Annotated in this window: 15 protein-coding genes; all 15 read left to right on the top strand. The window is 65.0% G+C overall.

From position 1 onward, the window contains the following. The first annotated feature begins 164 nt into the window (after positions 1–164). The 15 genes from urtA (at position 165) to ureG (ending at position 12,854) form a co-directional block, all read left to right on the top strand. Positions 165–1,493, top strand: coding sequence for an urea ABC transporter substrate-binding protein (gene urtA / locus QJT82_RS28100; RefSeq protein ID WP_028342279.1), 1,329 nt, complete (start codon positions 165–167; stop codon positions 1,491–1,493). A gap of 103 nt (positions 1,494–1,596) precedes the next feature. Further along, positions 1,597–3,210 (top strand): urea ABC transporter permease subunit UrtB, encoded by a 1,614-nt coding sequence (urtB, locus tag QJT82_RS28095; RefSeq protein WP_028342278.1) that lies wholly within the window; start codon positions 1,597–1,599, stop codon positions 3,208–3,210. Positions 3,211–3,445: 235 nt separating this feature from the next. Then, positions 3,446–4,615, top strand: coding sequence for an urea ABC transporter permease subunit UrtC (gene urtC / locus QJT82_RS28090; RefSeq protein WP_028342277.1), 1,170 nt, complete (start codon positions 3,446–3,448; stop codon positions 4,613–4,615). 4 nt (positions 4,616–4,619) lie between these two features. Next, positions 4,620–5,381: an urea ABC transporter ATP-binding protein UrtD gene (urtD, locus tag QJT82_RS28085; protein WP_016842654.1), complete on the top strand. Its 762-nt coding sequence runs from the start codon at positions 4,620–4,622 to the stop codon at positions 5,379–5,381. A 4-nt stretch (positions 5,382–5,385) separates the two neighbouring features. Continuing rightward, positions 5,386–6,081 carry an urea ABC transporter ATP-binding subunit UrtE gene (gene urtE, locus QJT82_RS28080; protein ID WP_024581870.1) on the top strand — a complete coding sequence of 232 codons (696 nt, stop codon included), beginning with the start codon at positions 5,386–5,388 and terminating at the stop codon, positions 6,079–6,081. 49 nt (positions 6,082–6,130) lie between these two features. Then, a complete protein-coding gene (locus QJT82_RS28075) occupies positions 6,131–6,967 on the top strand; it encodes an urease accessory protein UreD (RefSeq protein WP_028342276.1) in 837 nt (278 codons plus the stop codon). A 28-nt stretch (positions 6,968–6,995) separates the two neighbouring features. Beyond that, complete coding sequence (locus QJT82_RS28070) at positions 6,996–7,298, top strand: urease subunit gamma (protein ID WP_028342275.1); 303 nt, start codon at positions 6,996–6,998, stop codon at positions 7,296–7,298. A 110-nt stretch (positions 7,299–7,408) separates the two neighbouring features. Further along, a complete protein-coding gene (locus tag QJT82_RS28065; RefSeq protein ID WP_028342274.1) occupies positions 7,409–7,714 on the top strand; it encodes an urease subunit beta in 306 nt (101 codons plus the stop codon). A 5-nt stretch (positions 7,715–7,719) separates the two neighbouring features. Continuing rightward, a complete protein-coding gene (locus QJT82_RS28060) occupies positions 7,720–8,274 on the top strand; it encodes an HD domain-containing protein (protein WP_028342273.1) in 555 nt (184 codons plus the stop codon). A gap of 1 nt (position 8,275) precedes the next feature. Next, on the top strand, positions 8,276–9,991 hold the full coding sequence (ureC, locus tag QJT82_RS28055; protein ID WP_028342272.1) for an urease subunit alpha: 1,716 nt from the start codon (positions 8,276–8,278) through the stop codon (positions 9,989–9,991). A 48-nt stretch (positions 9,992–10,039) separates the two neighbouring features. Beyond that, a complete protein-coding gene (locus QJT82_RS28050; protein ID WP_028342271.1) occupies positions 10,040–10,339 on the top strand; it encodes a putative quinol monooxygenase in 300 nt (99 codons plus the stop codon). 24 nt (positions 10,340–10,363) lie between these two features. Then, positions 10,364–10,663 carry a putative quinol monooxygenase gene (locus QJT82_RS28045; protein WP_028342270.1) on the top strand — a complete coding sequence of 100 codons (300 nt, stop codon included), beginning with the start codon at positions 10,364–10,366 and terminating at the stop codon, positions 10,661–10,663. A gap of 7 nt (positions 10,664–10,670) precedes the next feature. Beyond that, positions 10,671–11,291 carry an urease accessory protein UreE gene (locus QJT82_RS28040; RefSeq protein WP_028342269.1) on the top strand — a complete coding sequence of 207 codons (621 nt, stop codon included), beginning with the start codon at positions 10,671–10,673 and terminating at the stop codon, positions 11,289–11,291. Further along, positions 11,272–12,009, top strand: a complete 738-nt coding sequence (locus QJT82_RS28035) for an urease accessory protein UreF (protein WP_028342268.1) — start codon at positions 11,272–11,274, stop codon at positions 12,007–12,009. Before QJT82_RS28040 ends, QJT82_RS28035 begins: the two co-directional genes overlap by 20 nt. A gap of 206 nt (positions 12,010–12,215) precedes the next feature. Further along, positions 12,216–12,854, top strand: coding sequence for an urease accessory protein UreG (gene ureG, locus QJT82_RS28030; protein ID WP_028334695.1), 639 nt, complete (start codon positions 12,216–12,218; stop codon positions 12,852–12,854). Positions 12,855–13,120: the final 266 nt, after the last annotated feature.

Below are 13,120 nucleotides of genomic sequence, written 5' to 3'. Positions count from 1 at the left end.
AGCAAGCGGTCTCCGTATTTGCCCGGAACCGATGAAATTATCCAACCGGTTCATCGGCTTACGGGGGCTGCGCACCGTGGCACAGTTCTTGCGATTCCCTTAACCGCAGGCGGCCAAGCGGCCGTTCGCAGCGTTCCACGCCTGCGTCAGGGAGACGACATTTCATGCTTACTCACCTTTCTCACAAAATAACGACGATGACCCGCCGCCGCGCGCTCGCGGCGACGGCCGGCCTGGTTTTGGGCCTGGCTGCGTCCTCGTCCCTCGCGCCCGCGCAAGCGGCCGACGACACCATCAAGGTTGGCATCCTTCACTCGCTGTCAGGCACCATGGCCATCAGCGAAACCACGCTGAAGGACACGATCCTTTTCCTGATCGACGAGCAGAACAAGAAGGGCGGCGTGCTCGGCAAGAAGCTCGAGCCCGTCGTGGTCGACCCCGCCTCGAACTGGCCGCTGTTCGCCGAAAAGGCCCGCGAGCTGATCACCAAGGATAAGGTCGCGGTCGTGTTCGGCTGCTGGACCTCGGTGTCGCGCAAATCCGTGCTCCCGGTGTTCAAGGAGCTGAACAACATCCTGTTCTATCCGGTGCAGTATGAGGGCGAGGAGTCCGAGCGCAACGTGTTCTACACTGGCGCTGCGCCGAACCAGCAGGCGATCCCCGCTGTCGACTATCTGATGAAGGAAGAGAAGGTGAAGCGCTGGGTGCTGGCCGGCACCGACTACGTCTATCCGCGCACCACCAACAAGATCCTGGAAGCCTATCTGAAGTCGAAGGGCGTCGCCCAGGACGACATCATGATCAACTACACGCCGTTCGGTCACTCCGACTGGCAGACGATCGTGGCCGACATCAAGAAGTTCGGCTCGGCCGGCAAGAAGACCGCGGTGGTCTCGACCATCAACGGCGACGCCAACGTTCCATTCTACAAGGAGCTCGGCAACCAGGGCATCAAGGCGACCGATATCCCGGTGGTCGCGTTCTCGGTCGGCGAGGAAGAGCTCGCCGGCATCGACACCAAGCCGCTGCTCGGCCATCTCGCTGCCTGGAACTACTTCGAGTCGATCAAGACTCCGGCGAACGAGAAGTTCATCAAGGAGTGGCAGGCCTACACCAAGAATCCGAAGCGCGTGACCAACGATCCGATGGAAGCGCACTACATCGGCTTCAACATGTGGGTGAAGGCGGTCGAGAAGGTGAAGTCGACCGATCCGGACAAGGTGATCGATGCGCTTCCCGGCATCGAGGCGCCGAACCTGACCGGCGGCGTGTCGCAGATGCTGCCGAACCACCACATCACCAAGCCGGTGTTCATCGGCGAGATCAAGGGCAACGGCCAATTCGACGTGGTCTGGAAGACCCCGGGCCTGGTGGCCGGCGACGCCTGGTCGAAGGAGCTCGAGGGCTCCAGGGACCTGATCGGCGATTGGGTCGGCAAGAAGTGCGGCAACTACAACACCAAGACCAACAAGTGCGGCGGCCAGGGCTCCTGATCGGGCGCGCCTGAGCTCAACAACGACACAACACAACCTTCCAACACCGGAGAAGGCGGCACCGCTCGCCGCCTTCTCCTCACACTCCTGCCGGGGTACTGACGTGTTTGCCAATTGTATTGATCGCTTTCGCGCGCTTTGTCTCTCGATCCTGCTGCTGAGCTGCGTCGCTGTGCCGGCGCTGGCTGGCCCGTTCGAGGATTCGGTCGCCAAATTCGCCAATGACGAGTTCTCCGACACCGAGGCTGCGATCGGTGAGGTTGCCGCGTCGGGCAATGCGCTCGCCTCGCCCATCATCAGCGCGCTGCAGGACGGCCGGCTCTCGGCCGATCCCGACAGCAAGAAGGTCTTCATCACGCGGACCGACGGCAAGATCGTCGACGCCGCCACGGGTGCTGCGGTCGACAAGCTGCCCGACAACGCCGCCGCCGTCCGCCTCAACAACCGCCTGCGCCGCACCGTGGAGGCCGCGCTCGGCGGCCTGACGCTGCTGTCGCCGGATCCGGCCAAGCGTCTCGCCGCCGCGCAGTCGGTGTTCAAGAGCCACGAGGAGAATTTGCTGCCGACGGTGGAGAGCGCGCTCGCCAAGGAGAGCGTCAAGTCGGTCAAGCAGGCCTTCGCCGAGGCGCGCGCCGCCATCATCCTGTTCAAGTCGGACGCATCCGACAGCGACAAGCTCGACGCCGTCGCCGTGGTCAAGGCGCGCGGCGATCAGGAGGCGCTGGCGCTGCTCACAGGGCTCGGCACCGGCCAGCCGCCGCTGGTCGCCAACGCCGCCGCGAGCGCGGTGTCCTCGATCCAGAGCAATCTGGCGATGTGGTCGATGGTGCAGAATGCGTGGTACGGCCTGTCACTCGGCTCGGTGCTGCTGCTCGCGGCGATCGGGCTTGCCATCACCTTCGGCGTGATGGGCGTCATCAACATGGCGCATGGCGAGATGGTGATGCTCGGGGCCTACACCACCTTCGTGGTGCAGGAGGTGATCCGCAGCCGCTATCCTGCGCTGTTCGACTACTCGCTGCTGATCGCGGTGCCGCTCGCTTTCCTGGTCGCCGGCTTGATCGGTGTCGTGATCGAGCGCACCATCATCCGCTTCCTCTACGGCCGTCCGCTGGAGACGCTGCTCGCGACCTGGGGCCTGTCGCTGGTGTTGCAGCAGGCGGTACGCACCGCGTTCGGTCCGACCAACCGCGAGGTCGGCAATCCCTCCTGGATGAGCGGTGCCTTCGAGCTCGGCCAGATCACCATCACCTATAACCGGCTCTGGATCCTCTGCTTCACGCTCGCGGTGTTTGCCATCCTGCTGGTGATGCTGCGCTACACCGCGCTCGGACTCGAGATGCGCGCGGTGACGCAGAACCGCCGCATGGCGGCCTCGATGGGAATCGCCACCTCGCGCGTCGACGCGCTGACCTTCGGCCTCGGCTCGGGGATCGCCGGGATTGCCGGCGTGGCGCTGTCGCAGATCGACAATGTCAGCCCGAATCTCGGCCAGAGCTACATCATCGACAGCTTCATGGTCGTGGTGTTCGGCGGCGTCGGCAATCTCTGGGGCACGCTGGTCGGCGCCTTCACGCTCGGCATCGCCAACAAGTTCCTCGAGCCCATGGCCGGCGCGGTGCTCGGCAAGATCGCGATCCTGGTGCTGATCATCCTGTTCATCCAGAAACGGCCGCGCGGCCTGTTCGCGCTCAAGGGTCGGGCGGTGGAAGCATGACCTGCTTTGAGCCACCAATGACTGCCCCGAAGTGCGCTGCGACTCCCTCTCCCGCTTGCGGGGGAGGGTTGGGGTGGGGGTCTCTCCACACGGTACACTCCCGATGTGGAGAGACCCCCACCCGCCGCGCGCTGATGCGCGCCATAGCCGAAGCTCCGCTTCGGCGTCTCCTAAGAACGGCCGCCCAAGGCGGCCTGCGCTCCCCCGCAAGCGGGAGAGGCAAGGGAGTTCGCCGATGACGCCGCACATCCTCACCCGTTCGCTCGACCGCGCCGCGACCGCGTTCGTCCTGATCGTCGCCGCGATCGGCGTGCTGATCCCGTTGTCGAACCTGCTGCTGCCGCAGGGCTCGATGTTCCAGGTACCGACTTATCTGGTGGCGCTGTGGGGCAAATATGTCTGCTACGCCATCCTCGCGCTTTCGATCGATCTGATCTGGGGCTATTGCGGCATCCTCTCGCTCGGGCACGGCGCGTTCTTCGCGCTCGGCGGCTACGCGATGGGCATGTACCTGATGCGCCAGATCGGCAGCCGCGGCGTCTACGGCAACCCGATCCTGCCGGATTTCATGGTGTTCCTGAACTGGAGCAAGCTGCCCTGGTACTGGTACGGCTTCGACAAGTTCTGGTTCGCCGCGCTGATGGTGCTGCTGGTGCCGGGTCTGCTCGCCTTCTGCTTCGGCTGGCTCGCCTTCCGCTCGCGCGTCACCGGCGTGTATCTGTCGATCATCACGCAGGCGATGACCTATGCGCTGCTGCTGGCGTTCTTCCGCAACGATTTCGGCTTCGGCGGCAACAACGGGCTGACCGACTTCAAGGACATCATCGGCTTCAACGTGCAGGCCGAAGGCACCCGCGCCGCGCTGTTCCTGCTGAGCTGCCTTGCGCTGATCATCGCTTTCCTGATCTGCCGCGCGATCGTGACGTCGAAGCTCGGCAAGGTCCTGATCGCGGTGCGTGACGCCGAAAGCCGGACCCGCTTCCTCGGTTATCGCGTCGAGTCCTACAAGCTGTTCGTGTTCACGCTGTCGGCCTGCATGGCCGGCGTCGCCGGCGCGTTGTACGTGCCGCAGGTCGGCATCATCAATCCGAGCGAGTTCGCGCCCGCCAACTCGATCGAGGCGGTGATCTGGGTCGCGGTCGGCGGTCGTGGCACGCTGGTCGGCGCGGCGCTCGGCGCCGTCGTCGTCAACTACGCCAAGACGTTCTTCACCTCTGGGCCGCTCGCACCGTACTGGCTGTTCATGCTGGGCGCGCTGTTCATCCTGGTCACGCTGCTGTTGCCCAAGGGCATCGTCGGTATCTTCAACGCCTGGTGGGAGCCGCTGAAAGCGCGGCGCAACTCACCGGACGCCGAGAGTGCCACGCGCGAAGACGGCATCGGCGCACCGAACGCGGCGGAGTAGGCAGATGAACGTCATGGATACCCGCGCCACTTCGGCCATGCTCTACCTCGACGGCGTGCACGTCTCGTTCGACGGTTTTCACGCCATCAACAATCTGTCGCTGGCGCTCGAGCCCGGCGAGATGCGCGCCATCATCGGCCCGAACGGCGCCGGCAAGACCACGATGATGGACATCATCACGGGCAAGACCAAGCCCGACGAGGGCACGGTGCTGTTCGACGGCACCGTCGACCTGACCCGGCTCGACGAGACCCGGATCGCCGAGCTCGGCATCGGCCGCAAATTCCAGAAGCCGACGGTGTTCGAGAGCCAGACCGTGCAGGACAATCTGCTGCTCGCGCTCAATGTCGATCATTCCGTGCGCGGCACGCTGTTCTGGCGCGGCAGCAAGGCCGAGTCCGAGCGCATCGACAAGGTGCTCGAGACCATCCGCCTGACCGATGCGCGCAACCGCCTCGCCGGCAGCCTGTCGCACGGCCAGAAGCAGTGGCTCGAGATCGGCATGCTGCTGGCGCAGGACCCGAAGGTGCTGTTGGTCGACGAGCCGGTCGCCGGGATGACCGATGTCGAGACCCATCTGACCGCGGAGCTCCTGAAGGAGATCAACAGGAACCACACCATCATGGTGGTCGAGCACGACATGACCTTCGTGCGCGAGCTCGGCGTCAAGGTGACCTGCCTGCATGAGGGCTCGGTGCTCGCCGAAGGTTCGATCGACCAGGTGTCGTCGAACGAGCGGGTGGTCGAAGTGTATCTGGGGCGCTAGGGCGATGCTGAAGATCGACAACATCAATCTCTACTACGGTGCGGCGCAGGCCTTGCGCGGCGTGTCGCTGACCGCCGAGCCGGGCAAGGTGACCTGCGTGCTCGGCCGCAACGGCGTCGGCAAGACCTCGCTGCTGCGCGCCATGGTCGGCCAGTATCCGATCGCGTCCGGCGCGATCAATTTCGACGGCAAGGACATCACCGCGCTAAAGCCTTATGAGCGGGCGCGTCGCGGCATCGGCTTCGTGCCGCAGGGCCGCGAGATCTTTCCGCTGCTGACGGTGGAAGAGAACCTGAAGACCGGCTTCGGTCCGCTGAAGCGCGAAGACCGCAACATTCCCGACGACGTGTTCTCGCTGTTTCCGGTGCTGGAGACCATGCTGGGCCGCCGCGGCGGCGATCTTTCCGGCGGCCAGCAGCAGCAGCTTGCGATCGGCCGCGCGCTGGTGATGCGGCCGAAGCTCCTGCTGCTTGACGAGCCGACCGAGGGCATCCAGCCCTCGATCATCAAGGATATCGGCCGCGCCATCTCCTATCTGCGCAACCTCGGCAACATCGCGATCGTGCTGGTCGAACAATATCTCGACTTTGCCTGCGAACTCGGCGACAGTTTTGCCGTGATGGACCGGGGTGCGGTGAAATATGCCTGCGACCGCGCAAGCCTCGATCCCGCCGAGATCAGCCGCCAGATGGCGCTGTGAACAGGATGTGACGCCGCCTGTTGTGGCGCGCGAAGGGAGCGTCGGGGGAATGCGGACCGGGATCGCAGGCGCGGCAGCGGTGACGTTTGCGGCAAACCGCGCCCAGGGTGCGGTCCGGTTCGGCGTGCATTTCAAGGACGGCGCCACCCGCCGCGGCGACCTGCATGAGTCGGGCTCGCTGCGCGTCCGCTTCCCATCGCCGGAGGACGACGGTCTCTCGGCCATGTTCGTCAACACCGCCGGCGGCATTGCCGGCGGGGATCGCTTCGAGATCGCGATCGCGGCCGGCGAGGGCGCACGGCTGACCCTGACCACGGCGGCGGCTGAGAAAGTCTACCGCGCACCGGCAGCGGCGGCACGGCTCGACATCGCGCTGACCGTTGCCGCAGGCGCGCATCTCGCCTGGCTGCCGCAGGAAACCATCCTGTTCGACAGTGCCCGCATTGTCAGAGGCTTCGACATCGACCTTGCCGAGGGTGCCTCGCTCCTGCTCTGCGAGATCGTGGTGTTCGGCCGCGCCGCGATGGGCGAGACCATGCGCCACGGCGAATTTGTCGATCGCTGGCGGATGCGGCGTGGCGGGAGGCTGGTGTTTGCCGAAACGGTCAGGCTCGACGGCGAGATCGGCGAGAAGCTTGCCCGACCCGCGATCGCGGGCGGCGGCTGCGCGATCGGCACGGCGCTGATCGTGCCGGGCGACGAGGCCTTGGTCGAGCGCATCCGCGAGGCGTCCGACAGCTTTGGCGGCGAGGTCGGCATCTCCGCCTGGAATGGCTTTGCAATGGCCCGCTTCTGTGCCCAAGATGCGGCCCGGCTGCGCGCCGACATGATGACGGTGCTCGGCCGCGCCTCCACTGTCCCGCTGCCGCGGCTGTGGCTCAACTAAACCTTTCAAGAACGATCAGAGTGCTCGCATGAATTTGTCTCCCCGCGAAAAGGACAAGCTCCTGGTATCGATGGCGGCCATGGTGGCGCGGCGCCGGCTCGAGCGCGGCGTCAAGCTGAACCATCCGGAAGCGGTGGCCTTGATCACCGACTTCATCGTCGAGGGCGCGCGTGATGGGCGCACCGTCGCCGATCTGATGCAGGCTGGCGCGAAGGTCCTGACCCGCGCGCAGGTGATGCATGGTATCCCCGAGATGATCCACGACATCCAGGTCGAGGCGACATTCCCCGACGGGACAAAACTCGTCACCGTGCACGAGCCGATCCGATAGCCACGAGCGTCATTCCGGGGCGGCTGAAGGCCGAACCCGGAATCCAGAGGTTGTTTCAGGAGATTCCGGGTTCGATGCTGCGCATCGCCCCGGAATGACAGGAGAGACGAATGATCCCCGGCGAACTCTTCATCAAGGACGGCGAGATCGAGCTCAATGCCGGCCGCAAGACCGTGACGCTGTCGGTCGCCAACACCGGCGACCGTCCGATCCAGGTCGGCTCGCACTACCATTTCTTCGAGACCAACCCGGCGCTGAAATTCGACCGCAAGAAGGCCCGCGGCATGCGCCTCAACATCGCCGCCGGCACCGCCGTCCGCTTCGAACCCGGCCAGACCCGCGACGTCCAGCTCGTCGCGCTCGCCGGCAAGCGCGTGATCTACGGTTTTCGCGCCGAAGTGAAGGGGAAGCTTTAGGTCCGATGCTGCCCGCGCTCCGCATGGTCTCCGAAGCCGCCGAGCTTGCTGCGCGCCGTCACAACGGCATGGCGCGCAAGGGGCGGGGCAGCGAGCCTTACATCAACCATCTCGCCGAGGTCGCGAACCTGCTTGCGGCCGTGACCGATGGCGCGGATGCCGAGCTGGTCGCCGCAGGCTGGCTGCACGACACCATCGAGGACACCGAGACCACGCGCGAGGAGCTCGCGCAGAAGTTCAGCGCGCGCGTCGCCTCGCTGGTGGCCGAATGCACCGACGACATGAGCCTGCCAAAGGCCGCCCGCCGGCAAAAGCAGATCGAGGATGCTCCGCACAAATCTCCCGATGCAAAGCTGATCAAGATCGCCGACAAGATCAGCAATGTCGGCGCGCGGATCGTGCCGCATCCAAGCAAGGACGAGCGCGACGATCTCGCCGACTATGCGACCTGGGCCGACAAGGTCGTTGCCGGCTGCCGGGGTATCAATCCGCGGCTCGACCGCATTTTCGACGACACGATTGCGCGCGCCAGGGCCGCGCTGGCTGAAACTGGGGGCTGATATGTCCGTGAAGATCAAGCGTTCCGTCTATGCCGACATGTTCGGCCCGACCACCGGCGATAAGGTGCGGCTTGCCGACACCGACCTGATCATCGAGGTCGAGAAGGATCTCACCACCTATGGCGAGGAGGTGAAGTTCGGCGGCGGCAAGGTGATCCGCGACGGCATGGGGCAGTCGCAGGTGACCAACGCGCAGGGCGCGGCCGACACCGTCATCACCAACGCGCTGATCGTCGATCACTGGGGCATCGTGAAGGCCGACGTCGCGATCAAGGAGGGCATGATCGCGGCGATCGGCAAGGCCGGCAATCCCGACATCCAGCCCAACGTCACCATCATCATCGGTCCCGGCACCGACGTGATCGCGGGCGAGGGCAAGATCCTCACCGCTGGCGGTTTCGACAGCCACATCCATTTCATCTGCCCGCAGCAGATCGAGCACGCGCTGATGAGCGGCGTCACCTCGATGTTAGGGGGCGGCACCGGCCCGTCGCACGGCACCTTCGCCACCACCTGCACGCCCGGCCCGTGGCACATGGGGCGGATGATCCAGTCGTTCGACGCCTTCCCGGTCAACCTCGGCATCTCCGGCAAGGGCAATGCCTCACGCCCGGCGGCGCTGGTCGAGATGATCAAGGCCGGCGCCTGCGCGCTGAAGCTGCACGAGGACTGGGGCACCACGCCGTCCGCCATCGACACCTGCCTCTCGGTGGCCGACGATTACGACGTCCAGGTGATGCTGCACTCGGACACGCTGAACGAATCCGGCTTCGTCGAGGATACGATCAAGGCTTTCAAGGGCCGCACCATCCATGCCTTCCACACCGAGGGTGCCGGCGGCGGCCACGCGCCCGACATCATCAAGGTCGCGGGCCTCAAGAACGTGCTGCCGTCCTCGACCAATCCGACAAGGCCGTTCACCCGCAACACCATCGACGAGCATCTCGACATGCTGATGGTGTGCCATCACCTCGATCCGTCGATCGCCGAGGACCTCGCCTTCGCCGAAAGCCGGATCCGCAAGGAGACCATCGCCGCCGAGGACATCCTGCACGATCTCGGCGCGCTCTCGATGATCTCGTCGGACTCGCAGGCGATGGGGCGGCTCGGGGAGGTCATCATCCGTACCTGGCAGACCGCCGACAAGATGAAGAAGCAGCGCGGCACGCTGCCGCAGGACAAGGGCAACGACAACGACAATTTCCGCGTCAAGCGCTACATCGCCAAATACACCATCAACCCCGCGATCGCGCACGGCGTGTCGAAGCTGATCGGCTCGGTCGAGAAAGGCAAGCTCGCCGACCTCGTGCTGTGGTCGCCGGCGTTCTTCGGCGTCAAGCCGGATTGCATCATCAAGGGCGGCTCGATCGTGGCGGCGCCGATGGGCGATCCCAACGCCTCGATCCCGACGCCGCAGCCGGTGCATTACCAGCCGATGTTCGCCGCCTTCGGCAAGTCGCTCACCGCGTCCTCGGTGGTGTTCACCTCGAAGGCCGCGGCGAGCGGCGGTCTCGCCCGCAAGCTCGGCACAGCCAAGAAGCTCTATGCGGTGCAGAACACCCGCGGCAAGATCTCCAAGAAGAGCATGATCCACAACGACGCGACGCCCGAGATCGAGGTCGATCCCGAGACCTATGAGGTACGCGCAGACGGCGAGCTGCTGACCTGCGCGCCGGCCGAGGTGCTGCCCATGGCACAGCGCTATTTTATGTTCTAAAACCCATCCCGGTATCTCACCCAGAAAAGAAAACCGGGAGGAATTTCCGTGATTTACGTCGTTGCCACGCTGACCATCAAGCCCGAGACCCGCGCCGAATTCATCGCCGCGGCGACGGCCTGCATCAAGGAAACCCGCAAGGAGCCCGGCAACATCGCCTACGATCTACATGAGAGCGTCACCGACCACAGCAAGATGGTGTTCGTCGAGCAGTGGGAGAACGGGGAGGCACTGGTGCCGCATCGCACCGCCGAGCACATGAAGACGTTCGGCCGGGTCGCGGTGAAATGCATGGCCGCGCCGCCGAAGATCGAGGTGATCACGCCCGAGAAGGTCGACGTCCGCTAAAATAAGAAGAACGGGAGCAACAGCATGATCTATGTCATCGCCACCACGCCGATGAAGCCGGAGAACAAGGACGACTTCATCAAGGGGCACAAGGCCTGCACGGTCGAGACCCGCAAGGAGAAGGGCTGCATCTCCTATGACGGCAATGTCAGCGTCAACGATCCCAACCTCTATGTGGTGGTCGAGCGCTGGGAGAGCCGCGAGGATCTCAACGGCCATGCCAGGGCGCCGCACATGAAGGTATGGCGCGAATATTCCGCTAACATGAAGACCGGGCCGACGGTGATCGAGATCATCAGCGACGCCAAGGTCGAGAAGCTCTGAGGCATCGATGATCCGCGCCACCAAAGTCCTGGGACAGCATCGCTGGAAGGAAGCGGCAGCCGACACCGTCGTGCTCGATTTCGACGACCGGCATCGGCGGCGGATGGTGATGTCAGGGACGCGCGGGCTCGAATTCCTGCTTGATCTCGAAAACGCCGTCGCGCTGCGCGGCGGCGATGCGCTGGTGCTGGAGGACGGCCGCCTCGTCGAGGTGGTCGCAGCTCCCGAGCCGCTGGCGGAAATCCGCGGCAGCGATCCGCATCATCTGATCCGGGTCGCCTGGCATCTCGGCAACCGTCATCTGCCGACCCAGATCATGCCGAAGGGCCTGCGCATCCGCAGGGATCACGTGATCGAGGCGATGGTGAAGGGGTTAGGGGCCCGTGTCATCGAGATCGAGGCGCCGTTCGATCCCGAGGGCGGCGCCTATGCCGAGCATGCGCATGCCGACGAGCACGCGCATGGTCACACCGGGCACGATCATGCCCACAGCCATGCGCATGATCACGGTCACCACCATGGCCATGATCATGGGCCTGACCATGACCACCACCACCATCATCATGATGAGCATTGCGAGCATGCCCATCAACACCACGACCACTCCCATGCTCATGACCACAAATGAGCCTGATCCCGCCGTGCTGCGCGGCGGGATGGCGGAGGACCAGGCGGCCGCGCTGTACCGGCTGATGACATGGCTGTCGCCGTCCTTTCCGGTCGGAGCGTTCGCCTATTCCAGCGGCATCGAATGGGCGGTCGAGGCCGGCGACATCACCGATGCCGCGTCGCTGCGCGATTGGCTCGCCGCGATGCTTTCCGACGGCAGCGGATTTTGCGACGCCGTGTTTCTCGCGCAGAGTTTTCGCGCGGCGTCTGAGCATGATCCCGCCGGGCTGAAGGAGATTGCCGAACGCGCGGCCGCCTTCGTGCCGTCGCGCGAGCGGCAGCTCGAGACCACGACGCAGGGGCGCGCCTTCATCGAGATTGCCCGTGCCGCCTGGAATTCGCCGGGCCTCGACGCGATGATCGCGGCTTGCGACGGACCGATCGTCTATCCGGTCGCAGTCGGCCTCGTCAGCGCCGCGCACGGCATTCGGCTTCCGCCTGTGCTGCACGCCTTCCTGCATGCAGTGACCTCGAATTGGATTTCCGCGGGCAGCCGGCTGATCCCGCTCGGGCAGACCGACAGCCAGCGCGTGCTGGCCGATCTCGAGCCGGTCGTGGCCGCGACCGCGGCGCGGGCCGACGCGGCCTCGCTCGACGATCTCGGCAGCGCGACCTTTCGCGCCGATCTCGCAAGCCTGCGTCACGAGACGCAGTACACGAGGCTGTTCCGGTCATGAGGCGCAATGAAGCGACGATGTTGGTGCCGCGTTCGCGTCCTCAGCCGTCGTCCCGGCGAAGGCCGGGACCCATTACCACAGGCTTCTGTGGTTGTGCAGGGCTGTGGCCCCAGCGCGTCGCACCAATTCAGTTCGGTGGTAATGGGTCCCGGCTCCGTGCGCAACTGCGCACTCGGCCGGGACGACGATAACGGAGAGAGCGCCTCATGCCCACTTCCCACGGCCCACTTCGCGTCGGCGTCGGCGGTCCGGTCGGCTCCGGCAAGACCGCGCTGATGGACCTGCTCTGCAAGTCGATGCGCGAGCGCTACGACATCGCCGCGATCACCAACGACATCTACACCAAATGGGATGCCGAGTTTCTGGTGCGCTCCGGCTCGCTGACGCCGGACCGCATCGCCGGTGTCGAGACCGGCGGCTGCCCGCACACCGCGATCCGCGAGGACGCCTCGATGAATCTCGCCGCGGTCGCCGACATGCGGGCGAAATTCCCCGACCTCGATCTGGTGCTGATCGAATCCGGCGGCGACAATCTGGCGGCGACCTTCTCGCCGGAATTGGCCGACCTGACGATCTACGTCATCGACGTTGCCGCCGGCGACAAGATCCCCTCCAAGGGCGGCCCCGGCATCACGCGATCCGACCTCCTGGTGATCAACAAGATCGATCTCGCACCCCATGTCGGTGCGTCGCTCGAGAAGATGGACACCGACGCCAGGCGGATGCGCGGCGAGCGGCCCTTCGTGATGACCAACCTGAAGAAGAGCGACGGCCTCGATCGCATCATCAGCTTCATCGAGACCAAGGGCGGCCTTCGGTCGCAGGGCAAGGTCAAGGCGGGTTAGGCCAGCTAGACGTTAATCATTGTGGCAGGGTCGGCCAGTCCCGTCATCCCCGCGCAAAGGCTTCGCCTTTGTCGCTGGAGGTGCGAGCGGAGCGAGCCTCGAAGGATGAACGGCCACCGGTGGGGCCGTTCACCCTTCGAGATGCGCGTGCCGCGCTCCTCAGGGTGACGGTGAACGAGCGAGTGCGCGCACCTCGCCGCAAAAAAGCTGCGCAATAGCCGGAACAATTTCCAACTTTGACGATTAGCAACCGTTGGCGCCGCCAA

It is taken from the genome of Bradyrhizobium sp. Mp19 (genome assembly GCF_029952935.1).
Classification (GTDB): Bacteria; Pseudomonadota; Alphaproteobacteria; order Rhizobiales; family Xanthobacteraceae; genus Bradyrhizobium; species Bradyrhizobium elkanii.
Note: the sequence above shows the minus strand (reverse complement) of the source record. Positions and strands in the feature narration are given on the sequence as shown.